This window comes from Aquimarina algiphila, from assembly GCF_947494415.1.
Taxonomy (GTDB): domain Bacteria; phylum Bacteroidota; class Bacteroidia; order Flavobacteriales; family Flavobacteriaceae; genus Aquimarina; species Aquimarina algiphila.
Genome location: NZ_CANLVC010000001.1, coordinates 452,496 through 476,966 on the forward strand (window position 1 = coordinate 452,496; position 24,471 = coordinate 476,966).

Annotated in this window: 13 protein-coding genes; 7 read left to right on the forward strand and 6 right to left on the reverse strand. The window is 34.1% G+C overall.

The features are described from left to right. Nucleotides 1–6: 6 nt before the first annotated feature. The 5 genes from PQF96_RS01855 (at nt 7) to PQF96_RS01875 (ending at nt 8,101) form a co-directional block, all read left to right on the forward strand. Nucleotides 7–1,671 carry a RagB/SusD family nutrient uptake outer membrane protein gene (locus PQF96_RS01855; RefSeq protein ID WP_109439103.1) on the forward strand — a complete coding sequence of 555 codons (1,665 nt, stop codon included), beginning with the start codon at nt 7–9 and terminating at the stop codon, nt 1,669–1,671. 34 nt (nt 1,672–1,705) lie between these two features. Next, nucleotides 1,706–2,866 carry a SusE domain-containing protein gene (locus PQF96_RS01860; RefSeq protein WP_271764899.1) on the forward strand — a complete coding sequence of 387 codons (1,161 nt, stop codon included), beginning with the start codon at nt 1,706–1,708 and terminating at the stop codon, nt 2,864–2,866. Nucleotides 2,867–2,894: 28 nt separating this feature from the next. Continuing rightward, a complete protein-coding gene (locus PQF96_RS01865) occupies nt 2,895–4,343 on the forward strand; it encodes an alpha-amylase (RefSeq protein ID WP_271764900.1) in 1,449 nt (482 codons plus the stop codon). A 207-nt stretch (nt 4,344–4,550) separates the two neighbouring features. Continuing rightward, nucleotides 4,551–6,755 (forward strand): peptidase domain-containing ABC transporter, encoded by a 2,205-nt coding sequence (locus tag PQF96_RS01870; RefSeq protein ID WP_271764901.1) that lies wholly within the window; start codon nt 4,551–4,553, stop codon nt 6,753–6,755. A 53-nt stretch (nt 6,756–6,808) separates the two neighbouring features. Then, entirely contained in the window at nt 6,809–8,101 is a 1,293-nt protein-coding gene (locus PQF96_RS01875; protein WP_109439107.1) for an HlyD family secretion protein, read from the forward strand. 87 nt (nt 8,102–8,188) lie between these two features. Here PQF96_RS01875 and PQF96_RS01880 read toward each other — a convergent pair whose 3' ends face one another. The 6 genes from PQF96_RS01880 to tilS form a co-directional block, all read right to left on the reverse strand. Further along, nucleotides 8,189–10,057, reverse strand: coding sequence for a DUF885 domain-containing protein (locus PQF96_RS01880; RefSeq protein WP_271764902.1), 1,869 nt, complete (start codon nt 10,055–10,057; stop codon nt 8,189–8,191). A 24-nt stretch (nt 10,058–10,081) separates the two neighbouring features. Then, entirely contained in the window at nt 10,082–11,932 is a 1,851-nt protein-coding gene (locus PQF96_RS01885) for a CocE/NonD family hydrolase (RefSeq protein ID WP_271764903.1), read from the reverse strand. A gap of 196 nt (nt 11,933–12,128) precedes the next feature. Then, nucleotides 12,129–14,489 carry a spondin domain-containing protein gene (locus PQF96_RS01890; protein ID WP_271764904.1) on the reverse strand — a complete coding sequence of 787 codons (2,361 nt, stop codon included), beginning with the start codon at nt 14,487–14,489 and terminating at the stop codon, nt 12,129–12,131. A gap of 224 nt (nt 14,490–14,713) precedes the next feature. After that, the gene (locus tag PQF96_RS01895; protein ID WP_271764905.1) at nt 14,714–15,352 is read right to left on the reverse strand and encodes a Crp/Fnr family transcriptional regulator; all 639 of its coding nucleotides are present in this window, start codon (nt 15,350–15,352) and stop codon (nt 14,714–14,716) included. Nucleotides 15,353–15,442: 90 nt separating this feature from the next. Then, a complete protein-coding gene (locus PQF96_RS01900) occupies nt 15,443–17,425 on the reverse strand; it encodes a protein-disulfide reductase DsbD family protein (protein WP_109439112.1) in 1,983 nt (660 codons plus the stop codon). Beyond that, complete coding sequence (gene tilS / locus PQF96_RS01905; protein ID WP_271728707.1) at nt 17,425–18,738, reverse strand: tRNA lysidine(34) synthetase TilS; 1,314 nt, start codon at nt 18,736–18,738, stop codon at nt 17,425–17,427. The genes PQF96_RS01900 and tilS overlap by 1 nt, the downstream gene beginning before the upstream one ends. Before the next feature lie 159 nt (nt 18,739–18,897). Between tilS and PQF96_RS01910 the strand changes: the two genes are divergently transcribed. Then, entirely contained in the window at nt 18,898–19,599 is a 702-nt protein-coding gene (locus PQF96_RS01910; RefSeq protein WP_109439114.1) for a hypothetical protein, read from the forward strand. A gap of 411 nt (nt 19,600–20,010) precedes the next feature. After that, nucleotides 20,011–24,465, forward strand: coding sequence for a T9SS type B sorting domain-containing protein (locus PQF96_RS01915; protein ID WP_271764906.1), 4,455 nt, complete (start codon nt 20,011–20,013; stop codon nt 24,463–24,465). Nucleotides 24,466–24,471 lie beyond the last annotated feature (6 nt).

Genomic DNA, 24,471 nt, shown 5'->3' on the forward strand with positions numbered 1-24,471 from the left:
TAAGGAATGAAACTATATAAGATTTTTTTATACGCATTTCTTTTCATCGGTATATTTGCGTCTTGTGAAGATGACTTAAATATCGAGTTAGAAGATGATGATGATTTACTCGCTGAGGACGTATTTAGTAGTCCTGATGCTTATGAACGAGCAATAGCTGGGGTTTATGCAAACTTTTCTGTGGTAGGTTTGGATGCTCCTGGAACATCAAACATTGCAGGAATAGATGCAGGAACCGGACAATACGTAAGAGGTTTGTTTAGCCTACAAAACTTGGCTACAGATGAGATGATTTTTACATTTGAAAATGACCCTGGTATTCGTGAAATACAAAGAAATTCTTGGAATGCTAATAATGTGGTAGTTCTTGGTTTCTTTGCAAGAGCTACTTTTCAAATTTCTTTGGCTAACGAATTTTTACGTCAAACTACCGATGATAAATTAGATGGTAGAGGGGTTTCTGGAGAATTAAGAAACGAAGTTAGGACTTATAGAGCAGAGGCTCGTGTACTTCGTGCATTAGCAAATTATCATCTATTAGATCTTTTTCGAAGAGCTCCTTTTGCTACCGAAAATGATGCTGTTGGATTTACCAGAGTACCAGAAATCAAAGATCAGGAGTTATTCGATTATATAGAAGCTGAATTGCTTGCTGTTGATACTGATTTATTAGACGTAGCTCCTGGTAATGCTTCTCTCTACGGGCGTGCAAATAAAGGAGTAGCAAAAATGATTCTTGCTAAACTCTATCTAAATGCCGGTGTATATTTAGGAGAAGAAAATGAACGTTTTGCAGATTGTCTTAACACTTGTCAGGAAATTATTAATAGTGGATACTCTCTCACTGCAAACTACTTAAATAATTTCAATGCTGATAATGATTCTAATGGTGCGCAAAATGAAGTTATTTTTCCTATTGTATCAGATGGAGCTTCTGTAAGAAATTTTGGTGGTGCCGGAATTTTAATTCAAGGGCAACAAAATGCTAGAGCCGGTTTTCAACCAACTCCAGAGTCTTTGGGTGTTGGAGGTTTTGGTAACCTTTATAGAACAAGAAAAGAATTTGCAGAGTTATTTGTGAATGACCCACTCTTTGTTAATGATGATAGAAACACCGTAGTTTCTAAAGATATAGAATTGGATGACGAAGGAAATATTATTACCGAAGAAGATCGTCCTATAGAAATTGCAGACATCAGTGATACATCTGGTGGATACCTTATTTCAAAATTTTCTAATATTACTTCTGGTGGACAACCCGGTAAGGATGCCACTTTTGTAGATACAGATTTTCCTCTTTTCAGACTTGCAGATGTATATCTAATGTATGCAGAAGCTCATCTCAATGGTGGAGGTGGTGACCCTAATATAGCACTTGGATATGTAAATGCTTTAAGAGAAAGAGCATTTGGTGATGACACTGGTAATATTGAGATAGGTGATCTTACTTTAGATTTTATTATAGATGAACGAGCAAGAGAATTATATTGGGAGGGTCATAGAAGACAGGACTTAATACGATTTGAAAGATATACAGGAGGAACCTACAATTGGTCATACAAAGGTGGACCACAAAACGGATCTTCAATTTCTGATAATTTTAAACTATTCCCTATCCCTGCTTCTAGTAGATCTGCTAACCCAAATCTTGGTCAGAACAGAGGATTCTAAAAAAAACAATACAACAAATTTAATTTATACAGTCATGAAAAAAATATCAATACTATTGTTTGCATTTGTAGCAGCACTATGTTTTAATGCATGTGTGGAAGATGATGAGCCTACATTTGTTATACAAGAAGAACAATCAGAAGGACCACTAATTGTAACTGCTAACTCATCTGTTACTCTTAACAAAGATATCGAAAACGATCAAGCCTTTACCTTTGTTTGGGAAGACGCTGGATATAATATTAATTCTCCGATTACATATACAATAGAAGCTGCCCGTGCAGGTACAGATTTTGAAACTCCAGAAACAATTGCTTCTACTACTGACCGCTTTTATAGCTGGACAGTAAAAGAATTAAATACTATGGCAATACTAGTTGGTTTATTGCCTGATGAAGAAGCTTCAATAGAATTACGTGTTGTCTCTTCACTTGGAACAAATGGAGGCAGTGCTATAAAATCTAATGTGATTTCTGTAACAGTTACTCCTTACTCCACAATACTTCCTGTGAAAAACTTATTTTTAGTTGGAAATACCGTTGATACTAACAAAAGTGGTGCTGCTGATAATGATGATTGGGAAAATGGTACTAATCCTAGTTCTATAAACACTTACATATTTAGAGATGCAGATGATCCTAATATTTTTCATTTTAGAGGATACTTTGAAGTTGATCCAGGAGAAAATGAATTTAAATTATTAGAAACTCAAGGGTCGTGGCAACCACAATGGGGATTAGATGGTGGTGGATTTACCAGCAGTGATATTCTTGGAGGTGATCCTGGTGCATTTACAGTTCCAGCATCTGGGTATTATGATTTGACAGTGAATATTGATGATTTAACTCACTCTTTTACGCCTTTCACTATTACTACTGAACCTACATATACTACTATTGGTATTATTGGTGCTTCAAGAACTGGTGATGATAGCGGATGGAATGCTCCTGACACAGATATGACTCAATCTCCTTTTAACCCGCATATTTGGTATTTAGAAGGGCAAACTTTATTTGATGGACCTTTAAAATTCAGACATAGTGATGACTGGCCTGGAAACTGGGGAGGAACAACTGAATTTGCAGGTGTTGGAATTACAGATGGTGATCCACCAGCAATACCTGTGACTGCAGGTACATATGACATCTGGTTTAATGACCTTGATGGACGTTATTTATTAGTTCCTGTAGAATAAGTGAATTTAACAAACTTAAAAAGTTGAAATGAAAAAAATAGCAAATATATCAACCAAAGCAATCCTCCTTTTAGGAGGGTTGGTTCTTGGATTGACAGGGTGTTCTGAAGATGATGATTCTGGAAATAATAGTGAAGCTATTATTACTAGTCAATCACTAAAAATGGACCTTACACAATTTGAAAAAGAAGACGCAGGTGTTTTTATGCAAGCTTTCTATTGGGATGTTGAACCTATAGGAGATTGGTATAATGTAGTAGGCGAAAAAGTTGAGGATTGGGCCGATTCTGGTATAAATAGAATCTGGCTACCTTCTCCAAGTAAAGGTGCTTCAGGATCATTTTCTATGGGGTACGACCCGATGGACTATTTTGACGTAGGTGAATTTAGTCAACGTGGTGAAGATAATGTTGAAACTCGTTTCGGATCACGACAAGAATTAGAGGATTTGATCCAAAAATCCCATGCAAATGATATTGAAGTTATCGCAGACGTTGTTATGGGTCATAACTCTGGTGGTGGGTTACAATATAATCCATATAGAGATGCAGAGGTATTTAGCCTATTTAATGAAGAAAATGGAAATGCTTCTGGTAAATTCAATAGAAATTTTGAACATTTTCACCCTAATGCAATTGTTGATTCTGATGAAGAAGCACTGTTTTTTGCTGAAACAGATCTTAGCCACGCAGTACCTTATGTACAAGAATGGTTATGGGGTAGGGATGATTCTGTAGGAGAATTTTACAAATCTTTAGGATTTGATGGATGGCGTTTTGATTATGTAAAAAGTTTTGCTCCAAAATGGGTAAAAGCATGGAATGATAAAATTGGAGGGTTTTCTGTTGGAGAAAATTTTGATGGAAACCAACAAGTATTAAAGGACTGGGTTGATGCATCTGGGTCACCAGCATTTGATTTTGCATGTTTCTATAGATTGGACGAAACACTTGACAGAGCACAAGATCTTACTCCATTGGGAGAAGCAGATAATATGTTAAGAAAACTGGATCCAAATATGGCGGTTACATTTGTTGCCAATCATGATACCGAAAAAGATGAAAACCCTGATAATAGAATTAGCTATGGAAATAAATTATTAGCATATTCTTACATTCTTACGCATGATGGGTATCCTACAATTTTCTACCTTGACTATGAAGCTTTTAAAGGGCAGTTAAAAACATTAATACAGATTTACAATACTTTGGCTGTTGGTGATGTCGAGATAATTGAAGCTAGTAAAGATGAGTATATAATGAAAAGAAGTGGTAGTGGTGATAACCCTGGTCTAATTCTTTACATGAATATTAGTAAACAGACAAAACAACATGTTGTAAAAACCAATTGGGCGGGTAAAACTCTAGTAGACTACACCGATAACTCTAGAGCAACGCCTACCGCAGATGCAGAAGGTAACGCTACTATTCAAGCCCCGCCAGGTAGTTATTCTATCTGGTCTATTACTAAAGAATAATAAAACATATAATTTTATAGTGTTAGCCAATAACAATTAAAGAGTGCTTTTTAGCACTCTTTTTTTATTCCGTTAAAGTAAACCCAAAAAAGAGTCAATAAAATGGTTGATAATTTTAGTATTATAATTTCGATAGTATAATCAAAAAGAATTACTTTTCTTTGTAAGATATCTTATCACACAAAATCAACTTAATAATAACACTTAATGCCAAAATTTCCTTTCTACAAACAAGCTGAATCTAAAGATTGCGGACCTACTTGTATTAAAATTATCGCTAAGCATTATGGAAGAGTTCTTAATACTCAAAAATTAAGAACATTGAGCGAAACAACTCGAGAAGGAAGTTCTCTTTTAGGGCTAAGCGATGCTGTAGAAGAAATTGGATTTAGGTCTCTGGGAGTAAAACTTTCATTAAAAAAATTAGACGAAGTACCATTACCATGTATTGTTCATTGGAATAAAGTTCATTATGTAGTTGTATATAAAATCAAAACTACTCGTAAAGGCCAAATGACAATATACGTTTCTGACCCGGCACATGGATTGATAACGTATACAAAAGAGGAATTTATAAAAGCATGGATAGGTAATAATGCAGACGAAAACACAGAAGAAGGTGTAGCGCTATTGGTAGAACCAACACCAAAATTTTACAGTGACAACCTGGATGAAGAAGATCAAAAATTTGGTTTTAAATTTATCTCTAAATATATATTCAAATATAAAGCCTTCCTTTTTCAATTAGCCTTAGGGCTCGGTGCGGGAAGTTTGCTGCAACTTATCACTCCCTTTTTAACACAAAGTATTGTTGATGTAGGTATAAAAAATCAAGACCTTAATTTTGTTTACCTTGTTCTCATTGCAATGCTTTCTCTTTTTATAGGTAGAACTTTAATTGATGTTCTAAGAAGTTGGATTTTACTTCACCTAAGTACTCGAATAAATATTTCACTGATATCTGATTTCTTTATCAAACTTATGAATTTACCTATCTCCTACTTTGATGTAAAAATGACAGGAGATCTTTTACAGAGGATTAACGATCATAAACGAATAGAACAAATATTAACCATGTCATCACTCAACGTGTTGTTTTCAATGGTAAATCTTATTGTGTTTAGCATCGTTTTGATTTATTATAGCATTCCGATTTTTGGTATTTTTGCTATTGGTAGTACTTTTTATTTTGCATGGATACTCGTGTTCTTTAAGAAACGTAAAAAACTTGATTATAAGCGCTTTTCTCAAATAAGTGAAGAACAAAGTAAAGTGATAGAATTAGTTAACGGTATGCAGGAGATAAAACTCCATAATGCTGAAAAAAGAAAACGTTGGAATTGGGAATTCGTACAAGCCAAACTATTTAGAATATCAATAGAAAACCTGGCATTAGAACAATACCAAAGTGTTGGATCTTCTTTTATAAATGAATTAAAAAATATTCTAATTACTGTTTTCTCTGCCAAGTTAGTTATTGATGGAGATATCACATTAGGTATGATGCTGGCAATAACGGCTATTGTAGGACAGTTAAACGCTCCTATTTCTCAGTTGATTAATTTCCTAAGAGAACTTCAGGATGCACAAATTTCATTAGAGCGTTTGGGAGAAATACATAACAAGGAAGATGAGGAACAAGCTGGAGAAGAGAAAATAAAAGAAATAGCAGAAAATTCTGGTTTTGAAATCAAAAATCTCCTTTTTAGATATGTAGGATCTGATAAACCTGTATTAGAAAATCTTGACCTATCTATTCCTGCCAATAAAATTACTGCTATTGTTGGAGTTAGCGGAAGTGGAAAGACCACCTTGATGAAACTCTTACTAAAGTTTTATGAACCTGATGAAGGACAAATTTTTATCGGTTCCCATGATTTAAAAAATGTATCCCAAAGATCATGGAGAGATCAATTTGGTGTGGTAATGCAAGAAGGGTATATTTTTAATGATACCATTGCAAATAATATTGCTGTAGGAGAAGATTATGTGGACAAGAAAAAATTAGCACATGCTGTGGATGTAGCAAATATTAAAGATTTTATCGAATCTCTCCCCCTTTCTTATAATACTAAAATAGGAATGGAAGGTGTAGGATTAAGTACCGGTCAAAAACAACGTCTTTTTATTGCTCGCTCGGTATATAAAAATCCAAAATATTTGTTTTTTGATGAAGCAACTTCTGCCCTCGATGCGAACAATGAAAAGGTAATTATGGAAAAATTAGATACCTTTTTCAAAGATAAAACCGTTATGGTAATAGCCCACCGATTAAGTACTGTTAAAAATGCACATCAGATTGTCGTCCTGGACAAAGGTGAAATTGTAGAAGTAGGAAATCATGAAACTTTAATCGAAAAGAAGGGTAATTACTATAATTTAGTAAAAAATCAACTCGAATTAGGAAAGTAATACATGAATTAAGAATTATTAATTAGAAATTTATTGATTCATAACTAGATATTATGCCAGATACATTAGACGATATACAATTACGTAGTGAAGAAGTACAAGAGATCTTAACAAGGGTTCCACATTGGATGATCAGGTGGGGTAATCTTTTAATTTTGGCCTTAGTGCTTATGCTTTTATTTCTTTCCTGGTTGGTTAAATACCCTGATGTAATACCTGCAGAAGCTATTATAACCACCAGAATACCACCACAAAAGGAATATGCCAAAGTGAGCGGAAAAATTGAATCGATCCTAGTTGAAGACAACCAGATTGTTCCAAAGGATACTCCTCTTGCAATATTAGAAAGTAGTGCAAACTATAAAGATGTGTTCTTGCTTAAATCTATTATAGATACTATTAAAATAAATAATAAATCGTTTAGTTTTCCTATAGAAAACCTACCTGTTTTGTTTCTGGGAGATATTGAAACTAGTTTTGCTTTATTTGAAAATAGTTATTCTGAGTATATTTTAAACAAAGAGCTTCAACCTTTTTCTAATGAAGCAATAGCAAATCAAGTATCTCTTTCTGAACTTTATAGAAGGCTTGAAAGTCTTAAAGCACAAAAAAGACTTGGTAAAACCGAACTTGAGTTTAAACGAAAAGAACTTCAGCGCCAAAAGAACCTATTTGAAAAAGGAGTTATCTCTGCTCAAGAATATGAAAGTAAAGAACTCGATTATCTTCAAGCTAAACGTACTTATGAAAATAATGACGTTCAGATATCCCAAATCAATGAGAGTATTAGCAATGCTAACAAAACATCTAAGGGTACAGAAATTAATAAAAGAAAAGAAGAAATAAATCTATTTAAAAAAGTATTACAGTCCTTTGATCAATTAAAAAAGAGTATTAAAGACTGGGAGTTACAATATGTCCTTAAATCAGATTTAGAAGGACGCGTATCTTTCTTAAATTTTTGGGTAGAAAATCAGACAGTATCTGTAGGAGATCTTGTCTTCATTGTTATTCCATCAGAAGATTCTTCATATTTAGCAAAAATCAAAGCACCTTCTCAAAACTCTGGAAAAATAAAAATTGGACAAATTGCTAACATTAGATTAGAGAATTTTCCTGATGATGAATTTGGAACTCTGAAAGGTAAAGTAAATCACATATCTCTACTTCCTGATAAAGACGGTTTATACTTAATTGATGTGGCTCTGCCAGATAAACTTATCACTACTTATAATAAAGAAATTCCTTTTAAACAAGAGATGAGAGGTGTAGTAGAGATTATAACAGAAGACCTACGCCTTATGGAGCGTTTCTTTTATCAATTTAGAAATCTTATGGATAAATAAGTAATAAACAAAATAATATCATCTAATAATAAAAGTGCTTCCTAAGAGATTTAGGAAGCACTTTTGTTATCTTGATAAAGACAAACTCTAAGAACTTTTCGATTCTTTAGTTTCATTAGAAATTGTATTTGCAATCCATTGCTCTACTAATTCTTCTAATATGGTAAGTGGCACAGCACCATTAGTTAATACCACATCATGAAACTCTCGTATATCAAATTTATCTCCAAGTTTTTCCTTTGCATTTTCACGTAATTCAAGGATTTTATTCATTCCTATTTTGTATGCCGTTGCTTGACTAGGCATTACAATGTGTCTTTCTACCATTTTTATAGCATCACTCTCTGCATTTGGAGTGTTATCTGTATAATATTTAATCCCTTGTTCTCTACTCCACTTTTTACTATGAATTCCTGTATCTACTACTAATCTACATGCTCTCCAAAGTTCCATTGCTAATCTACCAAAGTCTGAGTATGGATCACTATACATTCCTATTTCTTTGGGTAATAACTCATTATATAAACCCCAACCTTCTACATAAGCCGTATAGCCGCCAAATTTTCTAAACTTAGGAATATTTTGTAATTCCTGAGCTATAGAAATTTGCATATGATGACCTGGAATACCTTCATGGTATGCCAAAGCTTCCATTTGATACTTTGGCATCGCTGTCATATCATATAGATTTGCATAGTATGTTCCTGGTCTTGATCCATCAGGAGTACCTCTTTGATAAAAGGCTTTTCCTGCACTTTTTTCTCTAAAGGATTCGACTGCCTTTACTATAATATCTGCTTTAGGTTTGGTTATAAAAAGTTCATCCATCCTTGATTTCATTGTATCTATTAATCCAACAGCTTGCTCAAGATAAGCAGCTTTTCCTGCATCGTCATTAGCAAAATAGAATTTTGAATCCTCTTTCATGTATGTAAAGAAATCCTGTAACGTCCCTTCATATTTAACTTGTTTCATGATATCCCGCATTTCATTATGAATTCGGTCTACCTCTTTTAAGCCAAGTTCATGAATCTGATCTGCAGTCATGTTAGTCGTTGTAGTTCGTTGTAAGGCATTATTATAGAATGCATTTCCCTTAGGGAATTTCCAAACTCCATCATCTGTCGTTGCTCTTTTCTGTTGGTCACTTAATAATTTAACCAGGTTGTCAAAAGCTGGTTTTACTCCTTCTAATAATGCTTTTTCTGCATTGGCAATTAATTCTTGTCTTTCTTCTGGAGTAATTTCAATTTTTTCAATTTTACCTTTAAAATCAGAAAACAATGTACTTTCTTGGTTAGATTTATCAAATGGTCGTCCAGTTATTATATTACGACTATCATCCAGAACCTTTGCAAATACAAACTTCGGAGGAAGAATACCATTTTTTTCTCTGATTTTCATATTTTCTACAGCCTGTGCAAACATATCATTCATACCATTAAGTCGAGAAATGTAAGCTTCTGCATCACTTTTATTTTCTATCCTGTGCATATTAATCATAAAAGCAGGTATTTCTGCTTGCATTCCATGCATCTGATTTACAGGATAATCATAAAAACGATATTTAAAATCGTCTATCTCATTCTCAAGATCTTGTTTCATCAATTTATAGCTAAGCGCAGTTGCAGCATTTAGTTTGGATACATCAATAGAATCTTTTAGATACACAAGCCTTCTCTTTGCTCGTTCCAGATCTTTCGCATCCTGCTTAGATGAAATATCATCCCATTTACCATAATCTGTTTTTATTCCTAAGTATGTTTGTGTCATCGGAGAGTTGGCTACTTCTTCTTTGAATTGCGTTTCGAACCAATCATTTAGATGTTTAGAATGTTCTTCAATTATTTCTTCTGAAGAAACTATATCCATGTTTGATTCTTTTGCTTCTTGTTTACAGCCAATTACTACAAAAAGTAAAGAAAACAGTAATACACTGACTTTCAATTTATTCATAATATAATTATTAGGGTTAATTAGTTACTTTAAAATTGAGATTTCTATTGCAGAATCATAATATACCTTATGAGTTTGTTTAGTAAAATCTGAGGCTTCTGCCTTAAAAATATTAGGAACATATTTTTGAGGATTTAAATCTATTAAAGGAAACCAGGTACTCTGAACTTGAATTTGAATTTTATGTCCTTTTTTGAAAGTATGATGTATATCCTGTAATTTTATATTCACATCAGTTTTTTTATTTGCGATAAAAGGTTCTGGTTTGCTGAAATCGTTTCTAAACCGCCCTCTCATTACTTCACTACGTACCATCATATGGTAATTCCCCATTTTTAGGTATTTTTGAGTCTCTTCTGTATCCTTTACATCATTAGGATAAACATCTACCAATTTCACCACCCAATCGGCATCTGTACCCGTAGTAGCAACTTTTAGCTTTGCTAAAATTTCTCCCGACAGTGTCATATCCTCTGAAAGAACCGGGGTTTCAAAAACTAATACATCGGGGCGTCGAGCAGCAAATCGTTGGTCATCTGCCATATATTTTCTTGGAGTGAATACCATTTTAATATCCTCAGAATATGGAACGGGCTTTTTAGGGTCGCTTACAAATTCTATGGCACCTCCTGTTGACGAGTTTGATAGTTTTTCATTTTCTGAAAGATATAAAGTTTTCTTTTCTGTATTTGAAGGTGGCCATTTTTCAAAAGAATTCCATTCTTTTTTCCCAGTGTCGAAAATTTGAATTTCTGGTAAACCTGTTTTTCCATCTGCAGCCCCTTTAAGGAAATGGTTAAAAAACTTAGTTTCTACATTTTTTTGATAGTTTATTGAAAGATCATCTCCAAAGTACACATTACTAACCGCCTGACGTTTTTTAGTTCTAGACCAATCCCCATGACTCCAGGGACCAAAAACCATGATATTATAGTTATCACTTCGTTTCTCTATATTCTCATACGTCTCAAATGGGCCATATAAATCTTCTGCATCAAATAACCCTCCAACGACCATAACAGCTGGTTTTATTTTTTCTAAATGTTGAATAATACCTCTCTTTTTCCAAAACTCATCATAGTTAGGATGTTCTTTCAACTGAGTCCAAAATACATTATCTTCCTTGTAATAGGTATCCAAATTACTTAGAGGTCCTGCATCTAAAAAAAATTGATACTGATCCTCACTTGGCAATTTTGCAAATTTATACCAGGCTTCAGATACAGGTTGTGTCTTTTCATGACCAAATAATGCAGTGACTCTCCAATAACTTAGCAAATAGGCTCCATTATGATGAAAATCATCAAAAAAGAAATCCCCTATACATGCTTGTGGAGATACTGCTTTAAGAGCCGGATGAGCATCTAGTAATGAATATGTTGCATAAAACCCTGGATAAGAAATACCCCATATCCCTACTTTTTTATTAGTATTGGCTACGTTTTTAACCAGCCAGTCTATGGTATCATAAGTGTCGCTAGCTTCATCAAATTGTTTTCCTTTTTTATTAGGAATATACGCTCTCATATTATCATATACTCCTTCACTCATCCAACGTCCTCGAACATCCTGATAAACAATAATATTACCTTCTTTCATAAGAAATTCGTTTGGACCTATTTTAGATCTAAACTTATCTTCTCCATATGGCCTGGAGCTATATGGCGTTCTTTGCATTAAAATAGGATACTTTTTGGACGTATCTTTTGGAGAATAAATTGTAGTGTGAAGCTTGACCCCATCTCTCATAACAATATCTACTTCCTGTTTAGTATATTGACTCTTTACATCATAAGAGGCAGTTTCCTGAGAAAACCCAGTGATAAAATAAAAAAAGCATATGCTTCTTAAAAGAATAAATCTGACTGATCGCATTGGTTTAAGTTTAGTTTATGGCTGAAGATAAAAAATTGGAATCTCGGCGAGATAGTTTTAAGGAGATTTTAACACCTAAATACAGGTTATAAAAGAAAAGAAAACCTTTGACTGTGAAGTCAAAGGTTTATCATCTTAGGTTACGAACATTTATATCCCCCAATATAAATGGTTTAGTTCTAAGGAAGGGTATATCTTATTGTGGTTGGATATTTATATCTATTATATTATATCCTCCTCTTGGATCTCCAGACCAAGTTACCCCTGGAGCGCTATTAATAACTCTTTTACCAAATTGCACATCATCTAATGATGATACTCTTCTAATCATAGTATTTGCATCTGCTGGCCCCATATTATCAGATCCCTGATTCATTACCTGATTATCTCCAAATCCAACTGGCTGGTCTTCTTCTGTTCCTGCATCATATAAATATGTATTCGAACTTATGCTGTTACCTGAAAACGCACTTCCATCTTCATTAAATAATGTCAAACCAACATTATTGTTACTTATAAACCAGTCATTAGATTTTACAAACATAGTCCCGAATCCAAGTTTATAATTTTGTCCTTGTGGTACTTCAATTGTAAAAGTATAAGATCCACCTGGGCCAATTGGTCCATTCTCTGCTGGCAGAGCTACAGGAATTCCGAAGTCTTTTAAATAATTATAAGCAACCATTCTATTTCCGTCTTCAGCTATTTCTTCTATACCACTTGCTCCTTTGGCCGCATCTCCTTGCGTAAACCATGGATCTTTTTCTGTATTAAAAGCATATATTAAGGCTGGAGAGAAAGGCGTTAATGAAGAAGATAAACGTAAAGGTGTTCCTTGAGATCCTGTTTCTGTGAACCAATCGTACAATGCTCCTGGCATACCATCTTCTGCGATACCTTCGAGACCTACTCCTCTATCTACTTCTCCCAAAGTAAATAATGGCTCTGACTGAGCATGCAATACTACAATTCCCGGAGTAATTACAAATCCATTATTCTGACTTGTCGGCATGCCAGCATCTGGAGCATTAATTGCAGTAATGGTTAATGTAAACGTTCCAGCTTCATTTCCTCCGCTTGCTGCATAATTTAATATCGCCGTCATATATATTTCTCCTGTACCTCTTCCTGGTACCAAACGTACTGATGTATTTGAATCTGCTGGTCCCACATTTTCTCCTGCTGTAGGAAAAGTAGCCGGATCACCATCTGCCTCTGTTCCTAGGTCATATAAAGAAAGTTGATCTGCAATATCAATACCATTAAGTGCTGTACCTCCAGGAAACAAATCAATTCCTGCAAGGTCTGTTGGTGCAAGAAACCAGTCATTACTATTCCCCATCATAGTTACTGGCGTAAATTTGGTTCCAGGAACAGCTTTAAAAGATATCTGATACTGTGCATTATTAGTCGCTAATGGACCCGGACTTCCTGCTCCAACAGGAGTAGTAAAGGTATGTACATTAAGATAGTTAATTGTATTCTTAATTGTTATAGAAAACGTAGTACTATTAATAGGAGTTGCATTTCCCATTCCGAATGTTGGATTAATTACTTCAGACCAATCAGAAGCAGCGTTTCCTTCTCCATCATATGAGATACTATAACTAGGCAATCTTACGGATTGAACAAATTCTCCTTCAGTCCATATTCCTGCTGTCACTGCTACATTTTCTCTTGCGCTTCCCGCAGCTCCCCATTGTACAAAATCAATAATAGCATCAGCGCTCGCAAAACTATTCGAAGAATATAACCCTAAACCTTCACTATCACCTAATTGATCCCAGTTTACAACCAAAAATTCTCCAGCAGCTAATTGTGTTGTACCACTAATTACAGAAGCATTCTCGATTTGCACATATCTTCCAGGTCCAAGACACAACCAATATGGTGCCAAATCTACGGCAACGGTACCGTTATTCCACAATTCTATTTGTTTACCTTCTCCATAGTTAACTTCATTGATCACAATAGACCTCACATCATTGTTAGGCATTGTAAGAACATTTTCTTCTCCAGGAGTAACCGTAGTCGTTTCTGCCCAATTAGCAGCACCATTACCATCTCCATCAAACACAATACTATTATCCTCGTTCCCCACTGTTGGGACAAATTCTCCCTCGGCCCATATTCCTGCTGCAACGGCTACATTTTCTCTTGCACTTCCTGCTTCACCATATTGAACAAAATCTACAATAGCATCAGCACTTGCGAATTGATCGGTTGAATATAATCCCAGACCTCCGCTAGTATCATTTAGTTCATAAGGTACTACCAAATATCCTCCTGCTGGAATTGTAGTAGTTCCACTTAATGGAGTTACATCACTTAATTGCACATAAGTTCCTGGTCCAAGGCATAACCAGTAGTCGCTAATATCAGCCTCTTCAGTTCCTTTGTTAAAGATTTCAACCCAGTCTGTTCCTTGGTACTTTACTTCGTTTAGTACCACATCAATTTCTGTTGATCCACCATCTGGTGTTACTACATCATCATCATCGCTACATGAAGCGAAAACGACCATAGCCATAATTAAATACGTTAATTTCTTTTTCATGATTTTATTTTTTTTATTCATTTATTTGGTACAAATGTAAAAGCACAAAACCATTAAATTTGGTGACAAAAGTTACTGAAAAACGTTAAAAAAAGATTAAAAAATAAGCACTCAAACACCTGAATATCAATTATTTAAAACAAAAAAAACAGAACAAAAACCAATACTTAAAAAGCATGGTTTTTGTTCTGTTTTTTTATATAATATCTGTTATTTTTTTACATCTAATTGCTGGCTAAAAGTTCTATATGTCTTTTATGTTGAATCAATAAATTTGTAGATTGTAGTTTTTTTGTTATCCTCGATACCACCTCTCTCGAAGTTCCTAAATCAGATGCTATTTGTTGATGAGACATCTGAATCATATTACAATTTTGAAGTTTTGCCTTTTCATTCAAATAATTTACCAACCTATCTTCAATTTTATAACAGACAACTTGCTTAGTTGTATTTAGTAAATCTTCGTAATTGCGTTGAAAATCTTTTAGTATAATTCTAATAAAAGATGGGTATTTTACAAACCATTCTTTTACCTTTTCTATTGGTAAACAAAGAACTTTAGTATCTTTTTCTGTTTTAGCAGAAAACCGAACTGCCTCCTGGTTAAATAAATGATTAAAACTAAGAATACAACACTCATTTGGATGTATATAGTACAACAGAAACTCTACTTCATCTTCTTCTGCATACATTTTAATTAAACCATCTAAAATGATCGGTAAAAAATTCATGTAGCTTCCTTGTTTTACAACATATTCGCCTTTAGGGATTTTTTTAAATGTACCAGAAGAAATTATTTCGTCTTCAAGTTCTTTTTCGATAAAAGGAAAACATTGAGAAAGTTCTATTTTTTCGACCGACATAGATTATTAGTTTTAATACATACAAGAAGTCGATAATATATCTCATCCTTACAATTTTATTATAACAAAAATCTATACAGTTATAAGTGACTATTTTTTATTATTATTCTTTAAACCAGTTTGAAGCCACTTTAGATATTCAATTGCATCAGGAGTATACGCCGTAGTATGGTTTAGAAGATTCATACTTGTATCTAGTAACACATAATAAGGTTGAGAATTATTTTGAAAATTTAAGGTTTGAAAAGTTGCCCATTTATCCCCTATTGTTCGAATATTTTTAACTCTTCCATCGGGTTTTAAAAATTTGAATTGAGATTCTTCAGGTAATTCTTTACGATCATCGACATATAAGGAGATTAATACATATTTATTTTTGAGAATATCTATAACCTCAGGATAACTCCATACCTGTTCTTCCATCTTACGGCAATTTACACAGGCCCAGCCCGTAAAATCAACTATAATTGGTTTATTCTGAGCCTTTGCTGCCTTAACTCCTTCTTCAAAATCTGTATAGGCATTTAGGCCTAAAGGACCATGTGCTTCTTTTTCATAAATACTATAAAATAACGGTGGTGGAAAACCACTAAGTAGTTTTAAGTTAGCATATGCCGTATTGGTTAATCCCGGTATTAAATATAGTACAAATATAAGAGTCAGTATTCCTAGTGTTTTCCTTCCTACACTTAGTTTTTGTATTGGGCTATCATGAGGAAAACGTATTTTTCCAAAAAGATATAATACCATTCCGATTCCTACTAATATCCAAATTGCAATAAATACTTCACGTTTTAAAACTCCCCAATGTTCTACAAGATCGGCATTAGATAAAAATTTAAATGCCAGTGCAAGTTCTATAAATCCAAGAACGACTTTTACAGCATTTAACCAACCTCCACTCTTTGGTAACGAATTTAACCAGTTTGGAAATAATGCAAATAATGCAAATGGCAATGCCAATGCCAATCCAAAACCACCCATTCCAAAACTTAATTGCATTGCTCCACCATCACTACTAAGAGAACCTCCTAACAAAGATCCCAAAATTGGACCAGTACATGAAAATGATACCAATGCTAATGTTAATGCCATAAAAAAGATACCCACTACTCCTCCTATACTTGTAGCTTTACTATCCAGCTTTGTACTCCAGGATGCGGGTAATGTGATTTCAAAATACCCAAAAAAGGATATTGAAAAAATAATAAAAATGACAAAAAAGATAACGTTAAGTGTAACATTTGTTGAAATATTATTCAATATTTCTGGATCTACAGAATCCAAAAGATGAAATGGAAGACTTAAAAGTACATAGATAAAAAAGATAAAAAATCCATAAAGTACTGCATTAAATAACCCTTTCTTACGATCTTTTGCTCCCTTTGTAAAAAACGATACGGTAAGTGGTATCATAGGAAATACACAAGGTGTCAACAGTGCTATTAATCCTCCTAAAAAACCTAAAATAAATATATTGAAGTAACTTTTCTTTTCTACCTCTTCTGAAGGAAAAACATCTTTACCTTTAATATCAATATATAATGCATCTGATTTATTTTGATCTTCTGCAGTAATTGCCGACAAATCTCCTTTATTCTCTGTTGCTTCACCAGAAAGGCTGATATCAAATTCTATAGTCTCGGGAGCCAAACATTTTTCATCATCACATACAGAAAAGAATACTTCTGCCTTAATAGACTTTAAGTTTTTATCAATACGCTTTATCTTTTGAGAAAATGTAACCTTATCTTCAAAATACTTAACATCCATCTCGAATATATTATCGTATTTCTCTATTCCTTTTGGCTCTATAGTCTCGCCAATAAGTTCATATGTCTCTGGAGTATTATTATATCCAAATTCTGTTGGCGTAGGTGCTATTTCATCTGAATCTGCCTCATTTTGTGAGTATAAATGCCAACCTTCATCCAGGGTAGCCTCAAAATATAATGTATAAGAGTCATCTGTCTCTTTTTCTACGCTTGCTTTCCATTTAATTGGGTCAAGCGTCTGAGAAAAAAGTGTCGTTGAAAATAATAATGTGGTCAGTAAAATTAGGAAGTAACGCATCAGGTTATTGTAATTTTTAGTAGTTGTTTAGTTTGGGGCATTATTTTAAATCTATTATCTGCTCTATAATTTATAATCCAGACAATTTCTTTTCCAGAGCACAGTAACCATACTCTTTCCTTGGCAAGTAAAGATAATTTTTCGTCTTTAAAATATTTACTAAGTTTCTTTTTACCTTTCATTCCAAGTGGATAAAAATAGTCGCCTTCTTTCCATTTCCTTACAGATAAAGGATACTTTAACTTTTCTTTATCTACATAAATAGTTTTAAGATCTACTTCAGAGATTTCTTCTACAATTTTAAATTTTAGTGTCCCAGAAGGAATCATTAGCATACTCTCTGCTTCAGAGATTTTATAAGTGCGATCCGAAATATCTTCGATTATGGGGCTTAACAGTAAATAAGCACGATCTTTTACTAATCTATGCGTCTCTGAAAACACTTGCTTTCCTGATTGCGCCACTATCATTTGCTCAATGTCATCCCAAGCCTTAAACCCATATGGTTTTAACAAAAAGTAAAGACATGTTCTTGGATTTCCAAATTCTCGTAATCTATGTATCGGTATTTTGATACAATCTGTTTCACGAATTTCAAATAGCTCATTTTTTAACCGAAACACCTGACTCTTTATAAATTCATTACTTTGCTTAAGATGTTCTAAAGTTGTCATGAAATTTTGCAAAAACTGAGGATTCACTAACTTTAATTCGGGCACCACTTTATGTCTAATAGCATTTCTTAAATACTTTGTACTGCTATTACTACTATCTTCTCTCCACTCTAATTTGCTTTTCTTCGCAAATTCTAAAATTTGATCTCTTGAAAATGGTAAAAGTGGGCGAACAAAAATATCATTAACTTCAGGTATACCTGTTAATCCTTCTATTCCAGTTCCTCTAGATAGATTAATCAAAAAAGTTTCGAGATTATCATCTGCATGATGCGCTGTAAGAATATAATCAAACTGATGTTCTAATGCGAGTTCTTTAAACCAATCATACCTCAACTCCCTCGCCGCCATCTGAATCGATATATTTTGTTTATTGGCATAACTCGATGTATCAAAGCTGGTTATTAAAAAAGTAGCATGAATATAATCTGCCAATGCCTTTACAAACTTCTCATCTTCATCGCTCTCTTTACCTCTCAAATTAAAATTGCAATGCGCAATATCAAATTCGAGATTTATTAATCTACAAAGCGCAATAAGCACAACGCTATCTAACCCCCCGCTACAGGCAATTAATAATTTGCTTCCTGAAAGAAATGAGAGCTTGGTTGTAATATGATCTTTGAACGCTTGTAACAACGGATTCTCGATTAACTTTTTAGTTTTTCAAATATACGATTTTGAATTGCTATTGCAATTCTTCTTAAAAACAGATTTAATCATTGATTATCAAGTTTTTAACACCTAAATTGATTTGTTTTCGTTATTTTTAGGAAACAACTCTTAAATCATTTACCAATGAATAGGACGCATGAATTATCAAAATTTAATGAGGCTGATGATCAAAGAGAATTCAGCAAGAAGTTATTATCAATTGTTCCTCACTTACATCCCTATGTAAAACATAGATTATATATTGCCGAAAGCGTCGGTATCCTCCCACAAAATATGTATTGTTCCAATGGTATTATTGACGACGCTATTGTAAAACTACATCATGATGAAATTGACTTTGAGATAAATACATTATCTCTAGAACTAAAACTTTTTAAAATAGCAGACGAGCTTATCGACGAATTACACATACGAGAAGGCTGGCATCAAAGAAATATTAGTACAAGTCATTTCTTAAAAGAAGAATTGGAAAAACTAGAAGAAAACTTTACCGCAGAAGCCGATAATGAATTGGTCATGAAAGAAGAATTAGATGATATTTGTTATCATCAAAATACAGAAGATAAACAAAACTTTATTTATAATGATAAAGATTCTGCTATTCTTAAGGTTATAAATTCAGAACCCTCATCAGATTTCAGAAAACAAAAACTACTTGGTAAGTTCTATAGTTGGTTACCAATGGAAGCCTCTAAAATAATTGATCTTTTTGTCTTTGGTAGATTAAATTTTGAAGAAATAGCTATTATAAAAGGTATTACGGCAAAAGAAGTTAAAGAAACTATTATTGATGTTAGAAAAAGTTTTAGACGTAATCTAATATGATTATGAGATTTCACATATAGGAAACATCTTTCTATAGTTGATAATTGATAATTGATCTATTATATCAAATCACTTTATATCTCATTTTAAGCCTTTGGTTAAGATAAGGTCTTGACTATAGTAGACTTTATTTAATACAAGGTTTATTGTTTTAAAATTCTCCATATAAAGCCCTGGATTCCTCTCCTTTTTTATCAAAAAAACACTTAGAAACAAAACTTTATTTTTTCAAAATCTTAATTACGGTAAGACTTATCTATCTGTTTTAAACTAAAAAGAAAAATAATGTTTTTAAAAGGATATTCATTTGTTGAGTTGTTTTTATAATAGAATGGCAATCAAAAAGACTTAACTAATCAAATCCATTCAAAATTATAGAAAGAATAAAACCTAACACAAACCCAACTTACCGTGAACACAAAGACATATTTGATTATAGTCATTCTTTTGACTATATCAAAGGGCTTATTCGCACAAACAATGACATTAACCTCAAATGCGCCTTCAAATACCATTTGTAGAGGAGATATTATTCAGGTTGATGTAAATATAACTCCTCCAAATGGAGCCAGTGGATATAATTGGACAAATGTAACTACTGGTCAATTTATTAAAAGTGTAAATGGCAATGCAGGAACATTTCACCTTTTTACTGGTGCAGATAGACTTCTCACAAATAGCACCATAAGAGTTGAAGCTTTTGGCGGAACAGGAGGAAACCTATCACAGACCATTGACATTATAGTACAACAGCCTGCAAACCCAGGTACAGAAGGTAACCTCCTCTTATGTAATAAAACAGGAGATATTGATTTGTTTACATTACTTCAAGGAAATCCTAACAGAGGAGGAACTTGGGATCCACCATTGGCCAATGGAGATAGAGGTACTTTTACCATTGGTACTGATACTCCAGGGATATATCGATATATGGTATCGGCAACAGCTCCCTGTTCTAATAGCGAAGCTCGTGTAGTAGTAAAAGAGTGTTTTAATGATGATTTTGATAATGATGGAGTTAACAACAAAGATGATTTAGATGATGATAATGACGGAATCCTAGATTCCGTAGAAAACTCTGCTTGTACTTCTACTACTTTAACTGAATCGAGTCCTGTCGTAGATATAGATTTTGGAACAGGCAATACTCCTACTACAGATCCTAATATACAAGGACACCAACATAATCCTAATTGGCCGGATGATGGATTCTATAATGTAGCAAATTCTTTATACATGTCTAATTCTGCCAATTTTGATGTATGGTTTATAACGACAGATACAAATCCAGTACCACATTCTGATGGAAACGGAGACGTTAATGGTCGATTTTTAGCGGTCAATATTGCTTCAAACTTCGGAAATAAAGTATTATATGAGCTAAAAGACATTCCTATTTCTGCCGGAATACAATACAATTTTAGAATTGACATGGTTGGACTATGTGATAGAGGGTGCGCAGATGTTCCAGCATTAGATCTGGAAATCATAGATCAAACAACAGGAAATACTATACTTTCTACTACTTCTGCAGCTCTGGGAGTTGCCAATGATGATATTTGGAGAACACTATTAGACGATATTACGGTTCCTACAAATACCTTATTAACATTACGTATACGAAATCAACAGTTGCAAGGGAGTAATGGAAATGATATCGGAATTGACAATATTCGTTTTGCTCCTTTAGAATGTGATTCTGACAGAGATGAAGTCCCAAACTTTCTAGATCTTGATAGTGATAATGACGGTATTTTTGATATTATCGAAGCTGGTCGTTCTGATTTAGATACCAACGGTGATGGAATTGTCGATGGAATTCGAGATATAGATGGAGATGGAATCGCCGATATTGGAGTTGATGCTAATGGTATTCCTATAGCAGCATCTGGAGGGTTAACTCCAATAAGTAGTGATGGAGATGGACTCCCTGATTATTTAGATATCGATGCTGATAATGATGGTATACAGGATAATATTGAAGGACAAGCTACATTAACTTATATAGCCCCAAGTAGGAATGATCTGAATAAAAATGGAGTTGATGATGCATATGAAGGTGTTGGTTCAATTACTCCTGTAAATACGGATACAGATACTTTACCCGATTATTTAGACCTAAATTCTGATGATGATTGCTTAAATGATACTGTAGAAGCATATGATCTTAACCTAGATGGTATTTCTGACATCACCTCTATTGGAGCGGATACTGACAATGATGGTATGGATAATGCCTTTGACGTTGTAATATTAGATGCACTCACAGCTATTACAAACCCCACAGATAATGGTGAATTACCTACCGACTTACCAAACAATCATAACATTGGGGGAGATGTCGATTTTAGAGAAGAATTTAAGAAAGTAGGTGAAAAGAAAACCGCTGGCGGATGTGCAAGCGGAATACCAACTATTAATCTATTTGATAGTCTGGTGGATGCTGCAATTCCGGGTGGAACTTGGTCAGGGCCTAGTGTTTTAACAGGAGGTGAATCAGGAACATTTAATGCAACTACCAATGTAACAGGAACATATACATACACACTTCCAACAATTGGATCGTGTCCCTCCAGGAAAGGAGAAGTTAAGGTATCTATTGTAAGTACATCAGACCCAGGGACCAATGGAACATTGAATACATGCGTATTGGTCACAACACCTATTAATTTGTTTGATAGCCTAGGAGGTACTCCCGATACAGGAGGGTCATGGAGTGATCCAAACGGAAATCCTTTTGGAACCACTGATCAAGGAGTACTTAACCCCTCTGCTACTAGCACACTACAAGGTACTTATGTATATACTGTAGGAACAACAGGTTGTAGTAGTACTGCTAACGTAGAGGTTACTATAAACCCTGGAGCTAACGCAGGACTAGATAATAAAGTATCATTCTGTTCTACACAAAGTAGCATCAATTTATTTGATAGTCTTGGAGGTACTCCAGACACAGGAGGATCATGGATTGACCCTAATGGAAATCCATTTAGCACTACCGATCAAGGAGTGTTGGATCCATCACTTACAACTACATTATCGGGTGATTATATTTATACCGTTTCTGCAACAACTTGTCCTATTCAGGACACTGCTATAGTTACAGTAACCATAGAAATTGCTCCAAACCCAGGAACTAACGCATCGTTAGAAATCTGTGCCAATGCTTCTGCTATTAATTTGTTTGATAGCCTTCGGGGGGCTCCAACAACAGGAGGAACATGGACAGGGCCTGGGGGAGCAACTTTTGGAACTAATGATAAAGGAGAGTTTAACCCGGCTAGCGATGCTGCCGGAACATATACTTATACCACAGGAACAATAGCGTGTAATAATACAGCAACGATAACGGTAACTATTAATCCTGCAGCTAATGCAGGTGAAGATAATAAGGTTTCTTTTTGTTCTACTGATACAACTATGAATTTATTTGATAGTTTAGGTGGTTCGCCAAACATCGGTGGATCATGGACAGATCCAAATGGAAATCCTTTCGGAACAACCGATCAAGGAATAATAGACCCGTCTGCAACAACTACCCTATCTGGAGATTACACCTATACTGTTTCTACTGGAAAATGTACAATACCAGATATTGCTAAAATCACCGTGGTGATTGAAACAACACCAAGTATTTCTTTTGATAAAACTACTTGCTCTGATGATCGCAATAGTTATAGTGTATCATTTACTTCTAACGAAACATGGTCTATAACCATTGATCCACCTAATGCCGGTATCATAGATGTTACAAATTCTATGATTACAGGTATTGCTAGTGACACCGATATCATAATTACTGCCACAAACCCAGCTAATACTACTTGTGAAGATACTTTAAATATCATTGCTCCTGATTGCACCTGTCCTGATATTACAGAACCCACTAACCCTATTCATCAACGAATTTGTGCTGGTGATACTAATCCTGTATTATCTGTAACAGTTTTGACAGGTCAAACAGCAAATTGGTATACTCAAGACGGCACTCTTTTAATTGCAAATACTACTACGTATACTCCAATAGAAACTGCTATCGGGACCTATACCTATTCTGTAGAAGCTTTTGATAACAACGAAAAATGCCCAAGTGATCGAATACCTGTATTTTTTGATATTGTAACTGCTCCTGAGGTAACATTATCTAGTGACAGTGCGATATGTGTTTCTGAAGATGGAGTACCTTTACCTACTAATGATTTTCCCTTTATTGATACTTTTTTAAATACTACAGATTTTACATTTATATGGAGTTTTGAGGGCACAGTAATTCCTGGACAAAATTCTTCTGGTATTGAAACCTTATTACCAGGTACTTATACAGTACAATATACTGATAAGGTTTCAATGTGCTCAGATACTTCAAGCGTCACCATAAATGCTATAGAAGGTCCGCAAAGATTAGATCTTTCTTTATCGTTAGGAACTTTTGCAGATCATAATGATATTATTGCCACAGTAGCTGGTAATAGTGAATATGAATTTAGTCTGGATAATGGATCTTTTCAAACTGAAAATATTTTTAGGAATGTTGCCTTGGGATTACATGAAGTCACGGTTAGAGATATTTATGGTTGTGGAAACCTATCTAAAGAAATTTTCGTCATGGGTTTCCCTAACTTTTTCACTCCTAATAACGATGGCATTAATGATACCTGGAATGTAATTGCTGACGAAAATTTACCAGAAATGATAATTTATATATTCGATAGATATGGTAAGCTTTTAAGTCAACTTAATCCCAATGGACCTGGATGGGATGGTATTTATAATGGGCGAACTTTACCTTCAACAGATTATTGGTTTGCCGCTCAATTTAAAGATGGTTCAGAAACTTATCGTAGTCATTTTACTTTAAAGCGATAGCCGTGA